Origin of the sequence: Streptomyces sp. NBC_01314, assembly GCF_041435215.1 — a bacterium.
In the GTDB taxonomy this organism is placed as follows: domain Bacteria; phylum Actinomycetota; class Actinomycetes; order Streptomycetales; family Streptomycetaceae; genus Streptomyces.
Map to the genome: position 1 here is coordinate 8,473,581 of NZ_CP108394.1, position 19,515 is coordinate 8,493,095.

Sequence of the window (19,515 nt, forward strand, 5' to 3'; positions counted from 1 at the left end):
CGTGCACGGGTCCCACCCGTGCGGTCCGCGTTGCTTTCTTCGCCGCTCAGCAATGGTCCGCCGGCAGGGCGCAGGGCGGGTAACCAGTGCGGTGCTGTTCGGCGATGCCGAGCCCACGGCCCGCCCCCCTCTGCACCGCCGCGCCGTGCCGCGGCCCAGCCCGGTCCCCGTCACCCGACCGGCCCACACCAGGGCGCCCCGGCCGGAGCCCAGCCGTAAGGATGCCCGCATGGGTATACGCACGCTCCGCCGCCGTACAGCGACAGCTGCCACCCGCCTGTCAGGGGTGCGAACCCGCCTCACCCGGGCCCCCTGGGCCCGCCCGCGCGTCCGGCGGCCGCACAGCCTCTACCCCTGGCCGCTGACCCACCCCCTGGCGGCGCTCCTCGGGCACGTCCCCCCGTATGCCCCGCGCGCCGCCAGACCCCGCGTCCCCAGTGGAGCCCCGACACGGCGCCCGGCACTCAGCGGCGGGCCGAGCTGTCCGCCTCCGCGTCGACTGCGGGCGCCGGAGCGGCGGGAGCCGGGCGCCAGGCCCTGACGCCGACGCCGTAGAGGACGACGCCGGCCACGAGACCGGCACCCGCCCCGAAGCACACGGTCGGGATCACCTCGTACGGCTTGGCGACCGCCCCCCAGTACGCCCACCAGCGGGCCACCCGCTGTACGGCCGCGACCAGTGCGCAGCCCCCGATGACGGCGCCCGCCACCCACCGGTCGGCCGAGGAGAGCACGGGCACGCCCACGGGCTCGACCGCCGGCTGCCGGCGCAGGGCCAGCACGACGAAGACGACGATCACGACAGCCGCGACCGCGGAACCGCCGTACTGGAGGTACCAGTAGAGCGGCGAGCCCGCGATCTCCTCGCCGAGGACGGGGAACAGCCGCATCCCCCACCGGTCGAGATGTGTGAACGCGTCCCAGACGACATGGGTCAGCGAACCGAGGGCGGCGGAGACGTACCACCACAGGGCCGCCGAGGGACTGAGGCGCCGCACTCCCGCCCCACAGCGCACCAGCGCGGCCACCCTGCCCTGTCGCCCCCTCGGCAGCAGCGCGACCAGCGGTTCGCGAAGCACCAGCCACAGCCCGACCAGCGCCCAGGTGATGAGGACGTCGACGGTGAAGACCCCGGCGAAGGAGTGCGTGACGTCGCCGAACTCCATGGCCTCGGGCAGGACACTCGCCACGTAATAGGTCAGGTCGGGCGCGAAGGAACCGGCGACGAGCACCGACGGCACCAGGCGCCCGCGCCCCGTCCCGTTCCCCCGCAGGGCGGGCAGTACGGCGGCCGCGTGGCTGAGCGTGAAGGGCAAATCGTCCCCCTGTGGCGGGCTTTGGCAGGAATGGTCGGCCCGGCGATGACCGGTCGCCAGTATGCGCGACCTGTGTCCGCCGTCCGCAGGGTGCCCGCTTGACAGCAAACCGACATGGCCAATAGGTGAATATCGGGCACGAACGGGTGTCCGGGCGAAGGAAGTTGTCATAGGGTCGCCTGGGCCGTCGCGCCGGTCGGTGTGGTGGCCTACGGAGTTCTGGGAAAGGGAATGCCGGAACAGGGCAACCAAGACCGCACCTCCGGAGTCGTGTAGCTGGGCAGGGAAGCCGGTCCGGCGAAACCGGAGAAACGCCCGTGACATCAATAGACGGGAAGAACGCCCAGGCGTTCGACCACCGGGAGGGGTTCACTCAATGGCGGCGCAGTTCGGTTTGAGGCTCCGCAAGGGGGCCGCCACGACGGCCCTGGCCGCGGCCACGGTAGCGGCGCTCGCCGCCTCCCAGGCCCCGGGAGTGACCACCGACAGTGCGGGCAGACAGGCCGCGGGCGCGCCCTCGCCGGAGATGAGCACCCTGGCCGACGACACCGCCTCGGGCAACTCGCGCTACTACACGGACCTTCCGTCCCTCGACAGCCCCAACCCCACGACGGGTACGGGCGACACCTCGGGCACGACCGGCGGCTCCGAGCGCGGTATACCCGCGACCGTCCTCGACGCCTACAAGAAGGCCGAGGCGTCCCTGCGCGAGTCCAAGCCCGGCTGTAATCTGCCCTGGCAACTCCTCGCCGCCATCGGCAAGGTCGAGTCCGGCCAGGCCGAGGGCGGCAAGGTCGACGCCGAGGGCACGACGATCGGCAAGATCCTCGGCCCCCCGCTCAACGGCAACGGCTTCGCGAACATCAGCGACACCGACAACGGCGTCCACGACGACGACAGCACGCACGACCGGGCGGTCGGCCCGATGCAGTTCATCCCCTCCACCTGGAAGTGGGCGGGCCGCGACGGCAACGGCGACGGCGCCAAGGACCCCAACAACGTCTACGACGCCGCCCTCGCCGCCGGCCACTACCTGTGCCGCTTCGACTGGGACCTGTCGAACGACGGCAACCTGCGCAGCGCGATCCTCAGCTACAACAACTCGACGGAGTACTACAACACCGTCATGACGTGGCTGGAGTACTACCGCAAGGGCACCCACGAGATCCCGGACGGCACCGGCTCCCTGCCCGAGACGCCGAGCGGCGGCAACAGCAACAACACGGGCAACAACAACAGCAACGGCAGTGGTGGAAACGGCAACGGCAACGGCGACTCCACGCCGAACCCCGGCCCCAGCCCCACACCGCCGAAGGACAATCCGGGCACCGGAGACTCGGGCGGCGGCGGCACCACCACCCCGCCCCCGCCGTCCACCACCCCGCCCTCGACGCCGGCCACCCCCACCGACACGGTGCACCACCTGGAGAACGCGGGCGCGGCGACCCTCACGGCCATGGCCGGCGACACCTTCACCGGCAAGCTCGTCGCCCGCACGGAGACCAAGGCGGGCGTGGCCGTCGCGAAGGTCCGGGTCCGCTTCACCGTCGTCGGCGGCACGGACACCACCTTCACCGGTGGCGAGAAGGTCGCGACCGTCATCACCGACAGCGCGGGCAAAGCCACCGCCCCCGCGCTCGTGGCCGGCGAGAAGACCGGCGACGTCACGGTCCGCACCACCGTGGTGGGCCGCTCCGTGGCCGCCCTGGACCACAAGGTCACCGTCACCGCCCGCCGGGCCGACGCCCTCGCCCGCACCGGCACCACCGCGCTGACCTGCGTCCCCAACGGGGAGTTCGCGGAGCAGATCGAGGTCAAGGCCACCTACCGGGGCGAGATCGCGGACAAGGTCACCGCCAAGGCGACCCTCGTCAAGTCGCTCCTCGATGCCACCGAGAACGACAAGGGCCCCTACTTCAAGGGCGCGGACGAAAAGCCCGTACGCACCCTGGCCCTGGAGACCGACGCGGGCGGCGTCCTCAAGCTCCCGAAGCTGTACTCGGACGACGCCACCGGCACGTTCCTGCTCCGCATCGAGACCGAGGGCGGCGCGATCCTCACCCTCGAACTGAAGGTGGAGGCGGCGGCCGAGCCGACCGAGACGGCCACGCCCACCGAATCGGTGACGCCGAGCCCCAGCGAGTCCTAGTCCTGGTCGACACCGGCCCTGCGTACGGCCGCGGCGGCGCCCTTCTCCCGAGAAGGGCGCCGTTGTTGTGTGCGCGACGTGTTCTCATCTCGCCCCGCCGTTGCTACGGTGCCGGACCTGACGAAGTATCAGTTCCTGTTCGGTTCCCGTCGTGAAGCCCTGGCCGGGAGGTCCGTATGCGTGCCCTGATCGCCGCCGCGACCGGTCTCGCCCTCGCCTTCGCCCTGGTGTTCACGATCACGGCACTGGGCTCACCGACGGGACAGACGTCACCGAAACCGTTGCTGACGACGGTCCCCGCACATCCATAGCCGCACAGCCGAGGGTGGCCGCACGTCCGCAACCACCCGGGAGGGAGGCCGAGATGCGCCGTAGGGCCGGCCTGATCCTGCTCGCGCTCGCCGTGTTCTTCACCGCCCTGTCCCCACTGCTGCGCTGGTACGCCTTCCCGAACCTGGCCAAAATCCCGGCGAACCAGTACCAGGACATGGTCCTGGAGGCGAAGGACGCGACCCTCCTCGACTACGGCACGATGACCGCGAAAACGGTGCCCGAGGTCACCATCGTGCAGACCCTCAAGGGCAACGTGGAGGCCTCCGAGGAGATCGAGAAGAACACCGACCGGGACGTCGTCGTCTGGGACGGCCTGTCGTACGTCCAGGGCCCGGACGGCAGGATGGTCTCCAGGATCCCCGAGCGCTACATCTTCGACGCCCACACCCAGGAACCCGTGCACGCCAAGGGCGAGATGGTGGACGGCGACCCCGTGAAGCGGCAGGGCCTGGAATTCAAGTGGCCCTTCCTCACGGAGAAGAGGGACTACGAGTACTTCGACGCCCAGGCCCGGATCACCGCGCCCATCCACTACAAGGGCACCCAGGACTTCCGGGGCGTCGAGGTCTACTACTTCGAGCAGACCATTCCCTGGACCGAGGTGCCCTTCCCCCGGACCATGCCCGTCGAGGGCATCACCCGGGAGACGGTCGCCGGGACGGGCACGACCCGCTGGTACACCACGGTCCGCAAGTTCTGGGTGGAACCCGTCACCGGAGCCCCCGTCTACGGCGAGGAGATCCACAAGGAGGAACTCCGCGGTGGCACGCTCCTGGGCGACCGCGAGAAGGTGACCGCCTTCGCCGGCCACGTGAAGATGCGCGAGGACTACATCGAGCACACCGTCGACCTGGTGAAGTCCCAGCGCCTCCTCGTCCTCCTCATGACGTCCTACCTGCCCTGGGGCTTCCTGGGCCTGGGCATCCTGCTCCTCGCCCTCTCCCTCTACGTCGAGGCCCGCGGCCGCAGGCCCGGCGAACCGGAGTCCAGCAGGCCCCCGGCGTCCGAGCCGGTCAACGCCTGAGCCGCGCGTTCGTGTACCGGGTGGGCTCGGCCGTCGCCGGGTCCTCCGGCCACGGATGCCTGGGATACCGCCCGCGCAACTCCGCACGTACGGCCCTGTACCCGTCCTTCCAGAACGACGCGAGATCGGCGGTGACGGCTGCGGGCCGCCCGGCAGGGGACAGCAGATGCACCAGCACGGGCACCCCGGCCAGTACGGGCGACTCCCGCAGCCCGAACATCTCCTGCAACTTCACCGCCAGCACCGGCTGCTCGGGCCGTGTGTAGTCGACCCGGATCCGGGACCCGCTCGGCACCTCGATCCGCTCGGGCGCGAGCTCCTCAAGCCGTACGGCGTCCCCCGTGGCCCACGGCAACAGCCGCTTGAGCGCCTCCCCGGCCTCGATCCGCCCGAGGTCCGCCCGCCGCCGCGCCCGGCTCAACTCGGGCTCCAACCACTCCTCCACGCGCGCGTGCAGGGCACTGTCGGACACATCGGGCCAGGGCGCGCCGAGCCGGGCATGCAGAAAGCCCAGCCGTTCCCGCAACCGCGCGGCATCCTGCGACCACCGCAACAGCCCGAGCCCCTCGACCCGCAGCCCGTCCAGCAACGCCTCCCGTACGAGCCCGGGCGCCGCCTCCCGCAACGGCCGCACCGCCAACTCCACGGCCCCCAGCCGCTCCACCCGCCGAGCGACGACGTCCCCGTCCCTCCACCCGACCTCCTCGCCCCGGCTGTACAGCGTCCCGGCCGCCTCCCGGGCGATCCCCTCGTCGATGGCCACCCCGAGCCGCACGCGCGCGTGCCCCGCCCCCACCGCCCGATCCGCGACAGCCACGGCGATCCAGGGCACCCCCCGCAACCCGGACGCCTCCCTCACCTCGGCCCGGGTCCCGGAGGCCATCAGATACGACCCCTGGCCACCCCGCGCCACCCTCTCCGGAAAAGCGAGCGCCACCACGACCCCGACCCCCCACTCCTCCCCGCCACCCGCCCCGCCCTCCGTCACGGCTGGCCGGGAACCACCCCCCACCCCGGCGACCTCCGCCGAGGGCGCCGACGTCGACGCGGTCCGCAGACGCCGGACCTCCGTGCGCCAGCGAGCCGCGTAGGCGTCGCCCCCGCGCCGGGCGGTCCGTAGCGCGGCGGTGAGGTCGTCGCCGTACTCCCGCGGTGGCTCCTCGCTCAGCAGCGCGACGACCTCAGCCGCACGCTCGGCACCCACCGACGGCGTCGCGTCCAGGAGGGCGCGGGCGAGACGGGGGTGGAGGCCGAGACGGGACATGCGCACACCCCGGTCCGTGGCGTGACCGGTGGGGGAGACCGCGCCCACGGCGGAGAGGACGTTGCGGGCCGCGGCCATCGCCCCGCTCGGGGGCGGGTCCAGCAGGGCGAGCCCGGAGGCGTCCGGGTCGCCCCAGCAGGCCGCCTGGAGGGCGAACGCGGTCAGGTCGGCCACCTTGATCTCCGGCGAGGGGAAGCGCGGCAGACGGACGTCCTCGGCCTCCGTCCAGCACCGGTAGACCGCGCCGGGGGCCTCGCGTCCGGCCCGCCCGGCCCGTTGCCGTCCGGCCGCCTGCGAGGCCCGTACCGTCGTCAGCGCGCTGAGCCCCCGCGCGTGGTCGACGCGCGGCTCCCGCGCCAGCCCGGAGTCGACGACCACACGCACCCCGGGCACCGTCAGCGAGGACTCGGCCACGGAGGTCGCAAGGACCACCCGGCGCCTTTCCCCGCCCGCCAGCACCGCGTCCTGCACGGCCGCCGGCGCCCGCCCGTGCACCTGGAGCACGTCCACGTCACCGAGGTCCCCCAACTGCCCGGCCACCCGCGCGATCTCGCCCACCCCCGGCAGGAAACACAGGACGTCCCCCTGCCGCTCGCCCAGTGCCCGCCGCACCACCGAGGCCACATGCGTCAGCGCCGCCGGATCCACCCGCATCCCGTGCGGCGGCCGCACCGGACGAGCGGGCGGCGCCCACACCACCTCGACCCCGTACGAGACCCCCTCGGCAGCGACCACCGGAGCCCCGCCCAGCAGCCGCGCCCAGCCCTGCGCGTCCGTCGTCGCCGACGCCGCCACCAGCCGCAGCTCGGGCCGCAGCGCCCCCCGTACGTCGAGCAGGAACGCCGCCACCGTGTCCGCGTCCAGATGCCGTTCGTGGCACTCGTCGAGCACCACGACGTCGACGCCCGGCAACTCCTGGTCCCGCTGCAACCGTTGCAGCAGTACACCCGTCGTGACGACCTCCACGCGCGCGCGGCGTCCGACGACCCGTTCGCCGCGCACGGTGTAGCCGACGCTCTCGCCGACCTTCTCGCCCAGTAGCCACGCCATCCGCCGCGCCGCCGCCCGCGCCGCGATCCGCCGAGGCTCGGCGACGACCACGCGCCGTACCGGCCCGCCGTCCAGCAGCCCCGCCAGGGCCAGCGGCACCAGCGTGGTCTTGCCGGTCCCGGGCGGGGCGACGAGGACGGCGGTGCCGTGCCCCTCCAGGGCGTCGTCCAGAGCGGGCAGGGCGGCGCGCACGGGCAGCGCGTCCAGGGCGTCGTAACGGATCACGCCCCCAGTGTCGTACGCCCCGGTGAACGACCTCCACGCGCGCGTGTCTCTTCGATTTCGATACGCGCGCGTTCCTCATCGTGCTTGTCGCCCGCCGGACCCGTCCCGCTTCAGTCCCGCTCGCACACGAAGATGGCCGAACCCGGGATCAGATTCCCGCGCAGCGGGGACCAGCCGCCCCACTCGGAGGTGTTCCAGGCGGGCCACTCCGGCTCGACCAGGTCGACCAGCCTCAGGTCCGCCGCCACGACGTCCCGGACACGGTCGCCGATCGTCCTGTGGTGCTCGACGTACACCGCCCGCCCGTCGTCGTCCTGCTCCACGTACGGCGTGCGGTCGAAGTAGGAACCGGAGACCGACAGGCCCTCCGGGCCCGGCTCGTCGGGGAAGGCCCAGCGGATCGGATGGGTCACCGAGAAGACGAAGCGGCCGCCGGGGCGCAGGACGCGGCGGACCTCCCGCAGCACCCGCACGGGGTCGGCGACGAAGGGCAGCGCCCCGTACGCCGAGCACACCAGGTCGAAGGAGCCGTCCGCGAAGGGCAGGTCGCCGGCGTCGGCGCACACCAGAGGGAACGATCCCCCGATGCGCAGGGCGTGCTGGAGCTGACGGTGGGAGAGGTCCAGGGCGACCGGACGGGCACCCTGGGCGGCCAGCCAGCGCGCGCACTGCGCGGCGCCGGCGCCGATCTCCAGGACGTCCTTGCCCTTCAGCTCCTCGGGCGGCCCCAGCAGCTCCGCCTCCACCTCGTCGAGCCCTTCCGGGCCCCACACGAAACGGTCGTCGCCCAGGAACGTGCCGTGCTCGATCTGGTACTCGTCGGCGTTGCGGTCCCACCAGCCCCGGTTGGCCCGGGAACTCTCCGTCACCCCGGCCTCGCGCCGGGTGGCCTCCGCTTCGTCGGCCTCGGGTGCGCCGGGGGCCCCGTGGACCTCGACGGCTTCGTGGACTTCGGGCTCTTGGATGATTGGCTCCCTCGTCGTACTCTTCCGTAACCCGCGTGGCGCGACCCGCTCCGGTGGTGTCACGAAAGGGGTCTCCCAGGCCTGTGTGGCCTCATGAGACTGGTTTTGTGCCGGGTATGCGGCGTTCCGCCCCGGGTGTGCGCCTTCGCGCATTGACCCTGCCTGGCTGCCCCCGTATGCTACAAGTTGCGCTGCGGGCCTGCGCACCTCAGACGTAGCAGGCTGCGCTCGCATCTGTCGTATGTCCCCTCGGTTTTCGAGGCGCCACCGGCTTTTTGGCTGGTGTGGTGCTTCCTTGGCTGTCCGGCTTCTTCAGAGCGATACGGGCTCCCGGCGTAGCAGTACCTACGACTCACTGTCCGCACCGGAGCCCTTTCCCACATGACGAGCAGCACCGAGACCACCGCCACCACCCCGCAGGTTGCGGTCAACGACATCGGTGACGAGGCAGCATTCCTCGCCGCTATCGATGAGACGATCAAGTACTTCAACGATGGTGACATCGTTGACGGCGTCATCGTCAAGGTTGACCGGGACGAGGTTCTCCTCGACATCGGTTACAAGACCGAAGGTGTCATCCCGAGCCGCGAGCTTTCGATCAAGCACGACGTCGACCCGAACGAGGTCGTCAAGGTCGGCGACGAGATCGAAGCCCTTGTTCTCCAGAAGGAGGACAAGGAAGGCCGCCTGATCCTCTCGAAGAAGCGCGCCCAGTACGAGCGCGCCTGGGGCACCATCGAGAAGATCAAGGAAGAGGACGGCATCGTCACCGGCACCGTCATCGAGGTCGTCAAGGGTGGTCTCATCCTCGACATCGGCCTCCGTGGCTTCCTGCCGGCCTCCCTTGTCGAGATGCGCCGTGTCCGCGACCTCCAGCCCTACGTGGGCAAGGAGCTCGAGGCGAAGATCATCGAGCTGGACAAGAACCGCAACAACGTGGTCCTGTCCCGCCGTGCCTGGCTGGAGCAGACCCAGAGCGAGGTCCGCCAGACCTTCCTCACGACCCTGCAGAAGGGCCAGGTCCGCTCCGGCGTCGTCTCCTCGATCGTCAACTTCGGTGCGTTCGTGGACCTCGGTGGCGTCGACGGTCTCGTCCACGTCTCCGAGCTTTCCTGGAAGCACATCGACCACCCCTCCGAGGTTGTCGAGGTCGGCCAGGAAGTCACCGTCGAGGTCCTCGACGTCGACATGGACCGTGAGCGTGTCTCCCTGTCGCTGAAGGCGACGCAGGAAGACCCGTGGCAGCAGTTCGCCCGGACCCACCAGATCGGTCAGGTCGTCCCGGGTAAGGTCACGAAGCTCGTTCCGTTCGGTGCGTTCGTCCGCGTGGACGAGGGCATCGAGGGTCTGGTCCACATCTCCGAGCTGGCCGAGCGCCACGTGGAGATCCCGGAGCAGGTCGTCCAGGTCAACGACGAGATCTTCGTCAAGGTCATCGACATCGACCTCGAGCGTCGTCGCATCAGCCTCTCGCTGAAGCAGGCCAACGAGGCCTTCGGTGCCGACCCGGCCACGGTCGACTTCGACCCGACGCTGTACGGCATGGCCGCGTCGTACGACGACCAGGGCAACTACATCTACCCCGAGGGCTTCGACCCCGAGACCAACGACTGGCTCGAGGGCTTCGAATCCCAGCGTGAGGTGTGGGAGACCCAGTACGCCGAGGCGCAGACGCGCTTCGAGCAGCACCAGGCCCAGGTCATCAAGTCCCGCGAGGCCGACGCCGCTGCCGCGGCCGAGGGCGGGGACGCCGCGGGTGCGGCTCCGGCCGCGGGCGGCGGTGGCTCGTCGTACTCCTCCGAGGGCGCGGACACCTCCGGTGCCCTGGCTTCGGACGAGGCGCTGGCTGCCCTTCGCGAGAAGCTGGCCGGCGGCCAGAGCTGAACGCACACGGCTGAGGTCTAGCCGATAACACGTCGGGCCCGCATCCACCAGGATGCGGGCCCGACGTGCGTTCCCTGTGCCGCCGGACCCGGCCGGCAGGACACAGGCTTGGTCGCGGGGCCGCCCGGTTCGCCGACGGGAAGTACCTCGACACCGGGCCGGCCCGTCTCCCGCAGTGGATGGTCGCCCTCGACCACCGCCGCGAACCGGGCGTCCCCGAGAAGGTGTTCACCGACGCGACGCCGCCGTGCACCTCTGCGACGTGGTGGGCCGACCTGCGTGACGAAACCGGTCCGGCACCGGACCGCGGAGGCGCCGATGTCCACGGCCACGTCCCGGAGTTCCTCGGCCCGGCCGGACACCCCGTGGGGAGGCCGCCCGGCGCCACGGGGCGTCAGGTCCGCGCGGAACGGGTAAGGCGGTGACCGTGCTCCACGCGCGCGTGCGGCGGTCGTTGTGGCGCGTGCCGCATGCGTGGAACGGTCACCGGGAATGCCCCGCCCCCGCTCCGTGTTGTGGAGTACGAACACGAGGAGGAGCGGTCACAGTGCTTGATCCGCAGAGTTTGTACGCATGGGAGCCGAAGGGTCTTGCCGTCGTCGACATGGCGCTCGCCCAGGAGTCGGCGGGACTTGTCATGCTCTACCACTTCGACGGATACATAGACGCGGGTGAGACGGGCGACCAGATCGTCGAACGACTCCTCGGTTCACTGCCCCACCAGGTGGTGGCCCGCTTCGACCACGACCGTCTCGTGGACTACCGGGCGCGCCGCCCGCTGCTGACGTTCAAGCGCGACCGCTGGACCGACTACGAGGAGCCGACGCTCGAAGTACGGCTCGTCCAGGACGCCACCGGAGCACCCTTCCTGCTGCTGTCGGGCCCCGAGCCGGACGTGGAGTGGGAGCGCTTCGCGGCCGCCGTCCAGCAGATCGTCGAGCGGCTCGGCGTGCGCCTCTCGGTGAACTTCCACGGCATCCCCATGGGCGTGCCGCACACCCGCCCCGTCGGCCTCACCCCCCACGGCAACCGTGCCGAGCTGGTCCCGGGCCATCGCAGCCCCTTCGAGGAGGCGCAGGTGCCCGGCAGCGCCGAGTCCCTCGTGGAGTACCGCCTCGCGGAGGCCGGACACGACGTGCTCGGCGTCGCCGCGCACGTACCGCACTACATCGCCCGCTCGCCCTACCCGGACGCCGCCCTGACCGTCCTGGAGGCCGTCACGGCGGCCACCGGCCTGGTGCTGCCCTCCGTCGCGCACGCACTGCGCACGGAGGCGCACCGTACGCAGACGGAGATCGACCGGCAGATCCGGGAGGGCGACGAGGAACTGGTCGCCCTCGTGCAGGGCCTGGAGCACCAGTACGACGCGGCAGCGGGCGCCGAGACGCGGGGCAACATGCTCGCCGAGCCCGTCGACATCCCCTCCGCCGACGAGATCGGGCGGGAGTTCGAGAAGTTCCTGGCAGAGCGGGAGGGCGAGGGCTGAGTCCTCCGCGGGCCCGCCTCCGGACCCGTCTCCGGGGCTGTGGGAGCTCCTGATCCCGGGTCTGTGGGAGGCCCGGAAAATCAGGGTCTCCCACAGCTGTGTCAGTGGCAGGGCCTAAGCTGCCGGGCATGTTGAAAGTGGGTCTCACCGGCGGTATCGGCGCCGGCAAGAGCGAGGTGTCGCGGCTGCTCGTGGAGCGCGGCGCCGTGCTGATCGACGCGGACCGCATCGCGCGCGAGGTCGTCGCACCGGGTACCCCCGGGCTCGCGGCGGTCGTGCAGACCTTCGGCGAGACCGTGCTCACGCCGGACGGCAGCCTGGACCGGCCCAGGCTGGGCTCCCTCGTCTTCGCGGACCCGGAGAAGCTGGCCGCGCTGAACGCGATCGTTCACCCCCTGGTGGGCGCCCGCTCCAGAGAGCTGGAGAGCTCCGCCGCCGAGGACTCCGTCGTCATCCACGACGTCCCCCTGCTCACCGAGAACGGCCTCGCCCCGCTGTACGACCTGGTGGTCGTCGTGGACGCGGCCCCCGAGACCCAGCTCGACCGTCTCGTACGCCTGCGCGGCATGACGGAAGAGGACGCACGCGCGCGCATGGCCGCCCAGGCGACCCGCGAGAAGCGTCTGGAGATCGCGGACATCGTCATCGACAACGACGTGCCCCTGGAAGACCTGCGGCGGCGGGTGCGGGACGTATGGGCGGATCTCACGCGTCGGGCGCACGCGGCCCGGGAGCGATCCGCACACTCACAGGAATAGCGGGGCCGCAGGGGGCGTTGAACCCTCGCAGCGAGGGAAGGACTCAGCCGTGCCCGAGACCAGCGGTTCCACCGGACGTACCCCGGAGACGCACGTCATCGACTTCCGCGCTGCCGAGCAACTGCTTGCCGCACGTGATCCGCGGGGCGCGGTCAAGCTGCTCGACCGGGTCATAGCCGAGCACCCCGAGAACACGGCGGCCCGGCTGCTGCGGGCCCGCGCCTTCTTCGCGGCGGCCCAACTGCGGCCCGCGGAGCTGGAGTTCACCATCGTCCTGGAGCGCGAGCCGGACAACGCGTTCGCGCACTTCGCCCTCGCCCGCACCTATCAGCGCCAGGCCCGCGACGACCAGGCCAAACGCCACTTCCGGCTCGCCGCGGCCCTCGACCCGAACCCGCAGTACCTGGAAGCGGCCCGGTTCGACTCCTGACGGCCGCGCGTACTCTCGCCCCTACGGGTGGCCCTGCCTCGGTGGTTGGTACGGCGGGATGTCGCGGCCCGGCTGGTAGTGCGGGCCCTGACGGATATGGCGCAGGACCACGGCCAGATCGACGGTGACGATCAGCCACAGCACCCCACAGGCGGCGGCCCAGCCGGGGCGGCCGACCAGAGCGAAGGCAGTCGTTCCGGCGATCGCCCAGATCAGGCCCCATACGCTCAGCCAGAGCCGCATCCGCAGGGGACTGCGTGCTGTCGTCGGTTCACTGCCGGTACGCATCGGATCGCCGCTCCTCCTCGTCCTACTCGGAAACGTACTCCTCGCCTCGTACGTTCTCCAGACGACCGATGCGGTGTGACGGGGGAGGCGAAGGTGTTGCTGGACGCGGTGCGGGCGGACGTGAGGCTCGCCGACTGGCTGAAGGGCCTGGAGGAGAGCGAGAGCGCCCCGGGAGTGCGGGAGCGGCTGCCGGAGGCCGACGAGCTGCCGGATGTACTGGTCGACCTCGCCGTGCCGTACGAGGACATCAACGAGCTGGTCGCGCTGCGCCGCACGCTGGCGGCCGACGAGGGTGCGACCTGGCTGCTCGGGCGGTGCGTCGACGGTCTCGTGCGGGACATGGGGAAGATCGGCAAGGGGCTGAGACTCCTGCCGCTGCCCCTGGAGTCGGGCCCGCTCGGCCGCTACTTCCATGTGTACGTCTTCGTGGCGACCCTGCCGTACGTGCGCGCGTACCACCGCGAGCGCGGGATCCCCGACGACATCTCCCGGCGCACCCTCGCGGACCTCGGCCGCGGCCTGGTGCTGCACCGCCGGCGGTACGGCGTGGGCGGGCTCGTCGCGCCGGGCTGGTACTCGCTGCATTTCCACGGGGAGCTGTTCCAGCTCGGTCGGCTGCAGTACCAGCGGTCACGGGTGAGCGGCCGGGAAGGTGTCGCGCTGGCGGCTGCGGGCCTGGCGCTGCAGCCAGGAGAACCCTGCCTCGACCTGCACATACCCGACTACGCGGGACCCCTGACACCGGAAGCCTGCGACCGGTCGCTGACATCGGCCCGTGACTTCTTCGCGCGGCACTTCCCGCACGAGCGCTACACGGCGGGCTGCTGCCACTCCTGGCTCCTCGACCCACAGCTGAAGCGGTACCTGCCGGCGGACGCCAACATCATCCGTTTCCAGGAGCGGTTCCGGGTCGCCTGCGGCAACAGCGAACCCGAGGACGACCTGCCGATCCGCTTCGTGTTCGGGGACCCGGACCTACCGGTGGAGACACTGCCACGCCGGACGAGCCTCGAACGGGCCGTGGCCGATCATCTGCGGGCGGGAGGGCACTGGTACAGCGGGCATGGCTGGTTCGCCTGGTGAGGCGCGATCTGCACGACCGACTCGGGGCACCCATGTTCACCCCATCGGGTGACCTGTGACAGGAACGGTCCGCGTCCGCCCGGCCGTTGGACGGATATGAGCATTCAGATGCGTGAGGGATACGAGGGAACCGGACCCGGCGCGATCACCCCGGACGGCTGCGCGGTCGAGCTGTACTCGCGGCTGCCGGTGGGCGACGAGCCGGAGGTCATCGCGGGCGTCGCACCCGCGGGCGCGCGCATTCTCGAACTGGGCAGCGGCGTGGGCCGTATGACGCATCCCCTGATCGAGCGGGGGTTCACCGTCACGGCTGTCGACGAGTCGGCGGAGATGCTTGAGCGGGTGCGCGGGGCCCGCACGATATGCGGTCCGATCGAAGGCCTCGACCTGGGCGAGAAGTTCGACGTGGTGCTGCTCGCGTCGTTCCTCGTCCACACCGGGGACCCCGAGGTGCGGCGCGGGATGCTCGCGACCTGTCTGCGGCATGTCGGGGACGAGGGCTTCGTGCTGATCCAGCGCGAGGGGGAGGACTACCACACGAACGTGCCCCGGGAACGGGTCGACCCCCGAGGGTTCACCGTCCGCATAGCCTCGGTCGAACCCGTCGGGGACGGGGTCGACTCGGTGTTCGCGGAGTACTTCTTCCCAGATGGCGAGTGGACCCAGACGTTCAGGGCACGACCACTGACCAAGGAGCAGTTCGAGGAGGCTCTGGGGGAGGCGGGGCTCAAGGTCGAGCGGTATCTGACGGAGGACCGGGTGTGGGTGAAGGTGGTGCCGGTGGAGTGAGGGCTGCCGAAGGGGCGGGCGGCTGACGGTGGGCTGAAGGGCTGAGTGCCTGACGGTGGGTTGGCCGCTGACGGTGGGCCGAGGGGCTGAGGAGGGGGGAGGGGGCGCCGGAGATCGTGGCGCGAATGTCCGCCGGGCGGCGATGAGTTCGGGGGAGCGGCTCGGTCTACTTCTGTGACAGCTCTTACGGAACCGCGTCACACAGGAGATCCCATGTCCGAGACCACCGATCCCGCCACCCACGTCGCGTCCGACTCCTCCTTGGCCGCCGCCGCCGCCTCCTCCTCCGCCGCCGGCACGAAGGGCACCGCACGCAGCAAGGGCGCACGGATCTCGCTGCGCGCGCTGCAGATCGTGCTCGCGCTGTTCTACGCGTTCGCGAGCGCGCTGCCCAAGCTGATCGCGCACTCGTCGGCCGTCGAGTCCTTCGAGACGCTCGGCTGGGGCAGCGCGGGGATGTACACCATCGGCGTGCTCGAACTGGCGGGTGCCATCGGGCTGTTGATCCCCGCGTTGGCTTCGGTCGCGGCGGCGTCGCTGAGCGCGCTGATGGTGGGGGCGTTCATCACGCAGATCACCGCCTTCGACGGGGAGTACGCGGCGACACCGCTGATTCTGATCGTTCCGCTCGCCCTGATCGCCTGGGCCCGGCGCCAGGACGTGGCCGGGCCGGCGCAGTGGGTGCGACGAGTGCGACGGGAGGCGTGACCGCAGCGGTCAGGCCCACCCGGCGGCGGGCATCACCGAGAGGCTCTCCGGCGACCACCCGGGAGGCCTCTCGGCGGTGCCCGCCGCCGGGTGGTGTGGCGGGGAGGGGCGCTGACGTGGGGCGTCTGGGATGTCGGCGTGGGGCGCCCTCACCGGTGCTCGCGGGGCGCCTGCGGCTGCCTGCGGCGACCTACGTGGAGCGGCGATGGCGCTCGGCGTTCGCGGCCTCGGGCAGGCCCTGAAGGCGCTCCAGGTCGCGGCGGTCGCGTTTGGTGGGGCGGCCGGTGCCTCGGTCGCGGATGCCTGCGGGGGCGGTGGCCTCGCGGGGCGGGGGCGGCGGGGAGTTGTCGACGTAGCACTCGGCGGCGACGGGCGCGCCGACCCGCTTGCGGATCAGACGCCTGACGACGACGATCCGCTCGTGGCCCCCGGCCTGGCGCAGCCGCACCTCGTCGCCGACGCGCAGCGCGTGGGCGGGCTTGACGCGTTCGCCGTTGACGCGGACGTGGCCGCCCCGGCAGGCGGTGGCGCCCATCGAGCGGGTCTTGACCAGGCGGACGGACCAGATCCAGCTGTCGACGCGCACGGTCTCGCCGTTCGCCGGGCGGGCGGCCTCGGCGGCCGCGGACACCGCCGCCGACCCGTCGGTACCCCGGTCGGTGGTGGCCGGACCGCTCGTCCGCTCCTGCGTACCTTCAGAAGCCATGCCTCGACCTTAGCTCCCCGGTCGGCCGCGCAGGGGAGGAGATCACCGGACGTACCGTGGAGAGATGGGCGGCGGCAGTGGTGGTGACGGATACAGCGCCGGCGACGGCGGAGGTGGCGACGGTCGGGGTGGGGGCACCGGGCTGGCCGCGCTCGACGCGCGGATCAGCGGGTGCCGGGCATGTTCCCGGCTGGTCGAGTGGCGGGAAGAGGTGGCGCGTACCAAGCGGGCCGCGTTCGCCGACCAGGACTACTGGGGGCGGCCGGTGCCGGGCTTCGGGCCGCCCGACGCCGCGCTGCTGATCGTCGGGCTCGCGCCCGCCGCGCACGGGGCGAACCGGACGGGGCGGATGTTCACCGGCGACCGCTCGGGAGACGTGCTGTACGCGGCCCTGCACGATGTGGGCCTGGCCTCGCGCGGCACGGCGGTCGGCGTGGACGACGGCCTGGAGCTGTACGGCGTACGGATCACCTCACCCGTGCACTGCGCGCCGCCCGCCAACAAGCCGACGCCCCAGGAGCGGAACACGTGCCGGCCGTGGCTGGTCGGGGAGTTGGAGCTACTGCGGCCGACACTGCGGGCCGTGGTGGTGCTCGGGGCCTTCGGCTGGCAGGCCGCGCTGCCCGCGCTCGCCGACGCCGGCTGGGACGTGCCCCGGCCGCGACCCCTCTTCGGCCACGGCACCCAGGTACCGCTCGACGGGCTGGACCTCTTCGGCTGCTTCCATGTGAGTCAGCGCAACACCTTCACCGGCCGGCTGACCCCTGCCATGCTGCGCGAGGTCCTGCGTACGGCGGCGAAGTCCGCGGGGCTGAGCGTCACTTCGTAGTCGAGGCTGCCTGGGCGGTCCGGGTGTTCGGGCCCGGCGGAAAACCGGCTACCGCCGCCGTCGTACGCCGGTTAGGGTCGCGCAATGCCCATTTACCCGGAGATCGAACCGTACGACCACGGCATGCTCGACGTCGGGGACGGCAACCGCGTGTACTGGGAGGTCTGCGGGAATCCGCGGGGCAAGCCCGCGGTCGTGCTGCACGGCGGGCCGGGGTCCCGGGCCAACGCCTGGTTCCCGCGGCTCTTCGACCCCGACGCGTACCGGATCGTGCTGCTCGACCAGCGCGGCTGCGGCCGTTCGACGCCACTGGCGAGCGTGTACGGGACCGACATGAGCGTCAACACGACGGATCGTCTGATCGCCGACCTGGAGCTGCTGCGGCGGCATCTCGGGATCGGGCGGTGGCTGGTATGGGGCGTGTCGTGGGGGTCGGCCCTCGGTCTGAGATACGCGCAGACGCATCCGCAGGCCGTGACGGAGCTGGTCCTCACGGGGGTCGCCACGGCCTCCGACGCCGAAGTCGCCCTGCTGACCAGGGGGCTCGGACAGTTCTTCCCGGAGGCCTTCGAACGGTTCCTGGGAGAGCTGCCCGAGGACGAGCGGGACGGGAACCTGCCGGCGGCGTACAACCGGCTGCTCGAGTCGTCCGACGAGGCGGTGCGGGCGCGGGCGGCGCGGGCCTGGACCGACTGGGAGACGGCCATCGCCGCGCTGCCGCCCCGCTCCGTGCCACGCTACGAGGACCCGGTGTTCCGGTACGCCTTCGCCCGCACCGTCACCCACTACTGGGGCAACGGCCACTTCCTCGACGGGGGCGGCGACGGCGTGGTGCTGCGTGACGCGCACCGGCTCAAGGACATCCCGGGCACCCTCGTCCAGGGCAGCCTCGACCCCGGCAACCTCCTCGGTATCGTCTGGCGCCTGCACCACGCCTGGCCCGGCAGCGAGCTGATCCTCATCGACGACGTGGGACACGACGCGGGCGCGCCGGACATGGCGACGGCGCTGGTGGCGGCGACGGACAAGTACGCCAAGGGTTGAGGGCCGCGAGGAGGCGGGACGCCGAGAGGGGCGTTGGGTGCGCGCTCGACTTCCTACGGCGGATACCGGGGAAGCCGCGCGGTGACGGGAGACTCACGGCGTATCCCCGGAAGGCGGGAGACTCGCGCCGTATACCTGCGAATACTGCCTGAATACCTGCGAATACTGCCGGACCGGGACTACGGCCCGCCATCCGCGTTTTCTTCGCCGTCCCTGCCGTCCCTGCCGTCCCTGCCGTCCCTGCCGTCCCTGCCGCCTGTGCCGCCTGTGCCGCCTGGGCTGTCCTTGATCTCTCCGCCGTCCGTGTGGCTGTCGCCCTCGGCGCCGTGTTCGCCGAACAGATGCCGCACTGTCGACCGGTAGTTGGTCCGGACGTGGGTGAGGGCGTGGTGGCGGGCGCGGTCGGGGTCGCCGGAGGCGATGGCGTCGTACAGCTCGCGGTGCTCGGTGAGGAGTTGGGGCCACTCGGTGTTCTGGCGGGTCAGCCAGCGCAGGCGGCCGTCGACCGGCTCCATGACGGAGATGAGCAGGCTGTTGCCGGCCATGGCGAGGACGCGGTCGTGGAACCGGGTGTTGATGTCAGTGATCGTCTCGGCGTCCCCGGCACGGGTCGCCTCCGCCGCCCGGTCGAGCAGCGCCGACAGCTCCGCGAGGGACTCCGGGGTGGCGCGGGAGGCGGCGAGCCCGGCGGCGTACACCTCCAGTGCCTCGCGCAGCTCGAAGAGTTCCGCCACGTCCGCCGGGGTGAGGCGGCGGACGACGGTGCGGCGCGGGGTCTCGAAGTGGACGAAGCCCTCGGCGACCAGCGCGCGGATCGCCTCACGGACCGGCACCCGGGAGACCCCGAAGCGGTCGGCCAGCTCACGCTCCACCAGCCGGTCGCCCGGACGCAGGCGCCCCGCGATGACGTCCTGCCGCAGGGTGCCCAGGACACGTTCGCGCACCGCGCCGAGGGGTTCGATCTTCGCTCCTTGCGGAGCCAGGGAGCTCATGAGGCAATCTTCGCCGACGCCGGGGGTCTTTTACGGGGCGTTAACAACAGCGACATCGGTCCGAACGGTTGACGGGAGGACTATGAGCGCAGTTTGGTATACCAAACAGCGCGTGGTGCTTTCCTGGTCCCCCACACCGGTCCCGCACCCGTCCCCGTCACCCACCCCTCGTCTCCTCTCGCTCCTGGAGGC

18 protein-coding genes and 1 pseudogene are annotated in these 19,515 nt (G+C 71.6%); 13 read left to right on the forward strand and 6 right to left on the reverse strand.

Features of this window, described 5'->3' with window-relative positions; translation table 11 throughout:
• Positions 1-464: 464 nt before the first annotated feature.
• Entirely contained in the window at positions 465-1,316 is an 852-nt protein-coding gene (locus OG622_RS37195; protein ID WP_371581017.1) for a DUF4184 family protein, read from the reverse strand.
• Positions 1,317-1,692: 376 nt separating this feature from the next.
• On the opposite strand from OG622_RS37195, the gene OG622_RS37200 reads away from it, so the two are divergent.
• From OG622_RS37200 to OG622_RS37210, 3 genes are all read left to right on the forward strand, one after another.
• Positions 1,693-3,465: a lytic transglycosylase domain-containing protein gene (locus OG622_RS37200; RefSeq protein WP_371581018.1), complete on the forward strand. Its 1,773-nt coding sequence runs from the start codon at positions 1,693-1,695 to the stop codon at positions 3,463-3,465.
• A 176-nt stretch (positions 3,466-3,641) separates the two neighbouring features.
• The gene (locus tag OG622_RS37205; RefSeq protein ID WP_371581019.1) at positions 3,642-3,776 is read left to right on the forward strand and encodes an SPW_0924 family protein; all 135 of its coding nucleotides are present in this window, start codon (positions 3,642-3,644) and stop codon (positions 3,774-3,776) included.
• Positions 3,777-3,829: 53 nt separating this feature from the next.
• Positions 3,830-4,822: a DUF3068 domain-containing protein gene (locus tag OG622_RS37210; RefSeq protein ID WP_371581020.1), complete on the forward strand. Its 993-nt coding sequence runs from the start codon at positions 3,830-3,832 to the stop codon at positions 4,820-4,822.
• Here OG622_RS37210 and hrpB read toward each other — a convergent pair.
• Together hrpB and OG622_RS37220 are read right to left on the reverse strand one after the other, a co-directional pair.
• Positions 4,812-7,361 (reverse strand): ATP-dependent helicase HrpB, encoded by a 2,550-nt coding sequence (hrpB, locus tag OG622_RS37215; RefSeq protein ID WP_371581021.1) that lies wholly within the window; start codon positions 7,359-7,361, stop codon positions 4,812-4,814. The genes OG622_RS37210 and hrpB overlap by 11 nt on opposite strands.
• Before the next feature lie 110 nt (positions 7,362-7,471).
• The gene (locus OG622_RS37220; RefSeq protein ID WP_371581022.1) at positions 7,472-8,389 is read right to left on the reverse strand and encodes a class I SAM-dependent methyltransferase; all 918 of its coding nucleotides are present in this window, start codon (positions 8,387-8,389) and stop codon (positions 7,472-7,474) included.
• Between the two features lie 318 nt (positions 8,390-8,707).
• On the opposite strand from OG622_RS37220, the gene rpsA reads away from it, so the two are divergent.
• The 5 genes from rpsA (at position 8,708) to OG622_RS37245 (ending at position 12,884) form a co-directional block, all read left to right on the forward strand.
• Positions 8,708-10,210: a 30S ribosomal protein S1 gene (rpsA, locus tag OG622_RS37225; protein ID WP_371581023.1), complete on the forward strand. Its 1,503-nt coding sequence runs from the start codon at positions 8,708-8,710 to the stop codon at positions 10,208-10,210.
• A 65-nt stretch (positions 10,211-10,275) separates the two neighbouring features.
• A complete protein-coding gene (locus tag OG622_RS37230; RefSeq protein ID WP_371581024.1) occupies positions 10,276-10,635 on the forward strand; it encodes a hypothetical protein in 360 nt (119 codons plus the stop codon).
• A gap of 122 nt (positions 10,636-10,757) precedes the next feature.
• A complete protein-coding gene (locus OG622_RS37235; RefSeq protein ID WP_371581025.1) occupies positions 10,758-11,696 on the forward strand; it encodes a PAC2 family protein in 939 nt (312 codons plus the stop codon).
• 128 nt (positions 11,697-11,824) lie between these two features.
• A complete protein-coding gene (coaE, locus tag OG622_RS37240; protein ID WP_371581026.1) occupies positions 11,825-12,454 on the forward strand; it encodes a dephospho-CoA kinase in 630 nt (209 codons plus the stop codon).
• Positions 12,455-12,503: 49 nt separating this feature from the next.
• On the forward strand, positions 12,504-12,884 hold the full coding sequence (locus OG622_RS37245) for a tetratricopeptide repeat protein (protein WP_086747400.1): 381 nt from the start codon (positions 12,504-12,506) through the stop codon (positions 12,882-12,884).
• A gap of 21 nt (positions 12,885-12,905) precedes the next feature.
• On the opposite strand, the gene OG622_RS37250 is transcribed toward OG622_RS37245, so the two are convergent.
• Positions 12,906-13,172 (reverse strand): DUF6343 family protein, encoded by a 267-nt coding sequence (locus tag OG622_RS37250; protein WP_371581027.1) that lies wholly within the window; start codon positions 13,170-13,172, stop codon positions 12,906-12,908.
• Positions 13,173-13,265: 93 nt separating this feature from the next.
• On the opposite strand from OG622_RS37250, the gene OG622_RS37255 reads away from it, so the two are divergent.
• The 3 genes from OG622_RS37255 to OG622_RS37265 all read left to right on the forward strand — a co-directional run bounded on the left by OG622_RS37255 (position 13,266) and on the right by OG622_RS37265 (position 15,752).
• Positions 13,266-14,255 carry an acyltransferase domain-containing protein gene (locus tag OG622_RS37255; RefSeq protein ID WP_371584342.1) on the forward strand — a complete coding sequence of 330 codons (990 nt, stop codon included), beginning with the start codon at positions 13,266-13,268 and terminating at the stop codon, positions 14,253-14,255.
• 96 nt (positions 14,256-14,351) lie between these two features.
• Positions 14,352-15,044, forward strand: a complete 693-nt coding sequence (locus OG622_RS37260; RefSeq protein ID WP_371581028.1) for a class I SAM-dependent methyltransferase — start codon at positions 14,352-14,354, stop codon at positions 15,042-15,044.
• 213 nt (positions 15,045-15,257) lie between these two features.
• Positions 15,258-15,752 carry a DoxX family protein gene (locus OG622_RS37265; RefSeq protein WP_371581029.1) on the forward strand — a complete coding sequence of 165 codons (495 nt, stop codon included), beginning with the start codon at positions 15,258-15,260 and terminating at the stop codon, positions 15,750-15,752.
• A gap of 190 nt (positions 15,753-15,942) precedes the next feature.
• Here OG622_RS37265 and OG622_RS37270 read toward each other — a convergent pair whose 3' ends face one another.
• Positions 15,943-16,458 (reverse strand): RNA-binding S4 domain-containing protein, encoded by a 516-nt coding sequence (locus tag OG622_RS37270; RefSeq protein WP_371581030.1) that lies wholly within the window; start codon positions 16,456-16,458, stop codon positions 15,943-15,945.
• A gap of 64 nt (positions 16,459-16,522) precedes the next feature.
• Between OG622_RS37270 and OG622_RS37275 the strand changes: the two genes are divergently transcribed.
• A complete protein-coding gene (locus OG622_RS37275; protein ID WP_371581031.1) occupies positions 16,523-17,287 on the forward strand; it encodes a uracil-DNA glycosylase in 765 nt (254 codons plus the stop codon).
• Between the two features lie 84 nt (positions 17,288-17,371).
• Positions 17,372-18,331, forward strand: a complete 960-nt coding sequence (pip, locus tag OG622_RS37280; protein WP_371581032.1) for a prolyl aminopeptidase — start codon at positions 17,372-17,374, stop codon at positions 18,329-18,331.
• 329 nt (positions 18,332-18,660) lie between these two features.
• On the opposite strand, the pseudogene OG622_RS37285 reads toward pip, so the two are convergent.
• Positions 18,661-19,323, reverse strand: a pseudogene (locus OG622_RS37285) (GntR family transcriptional regulator); the annotation flags it as partial.
• Positions 19,324-19,515 lie beyond the last annotated feature (192 nt).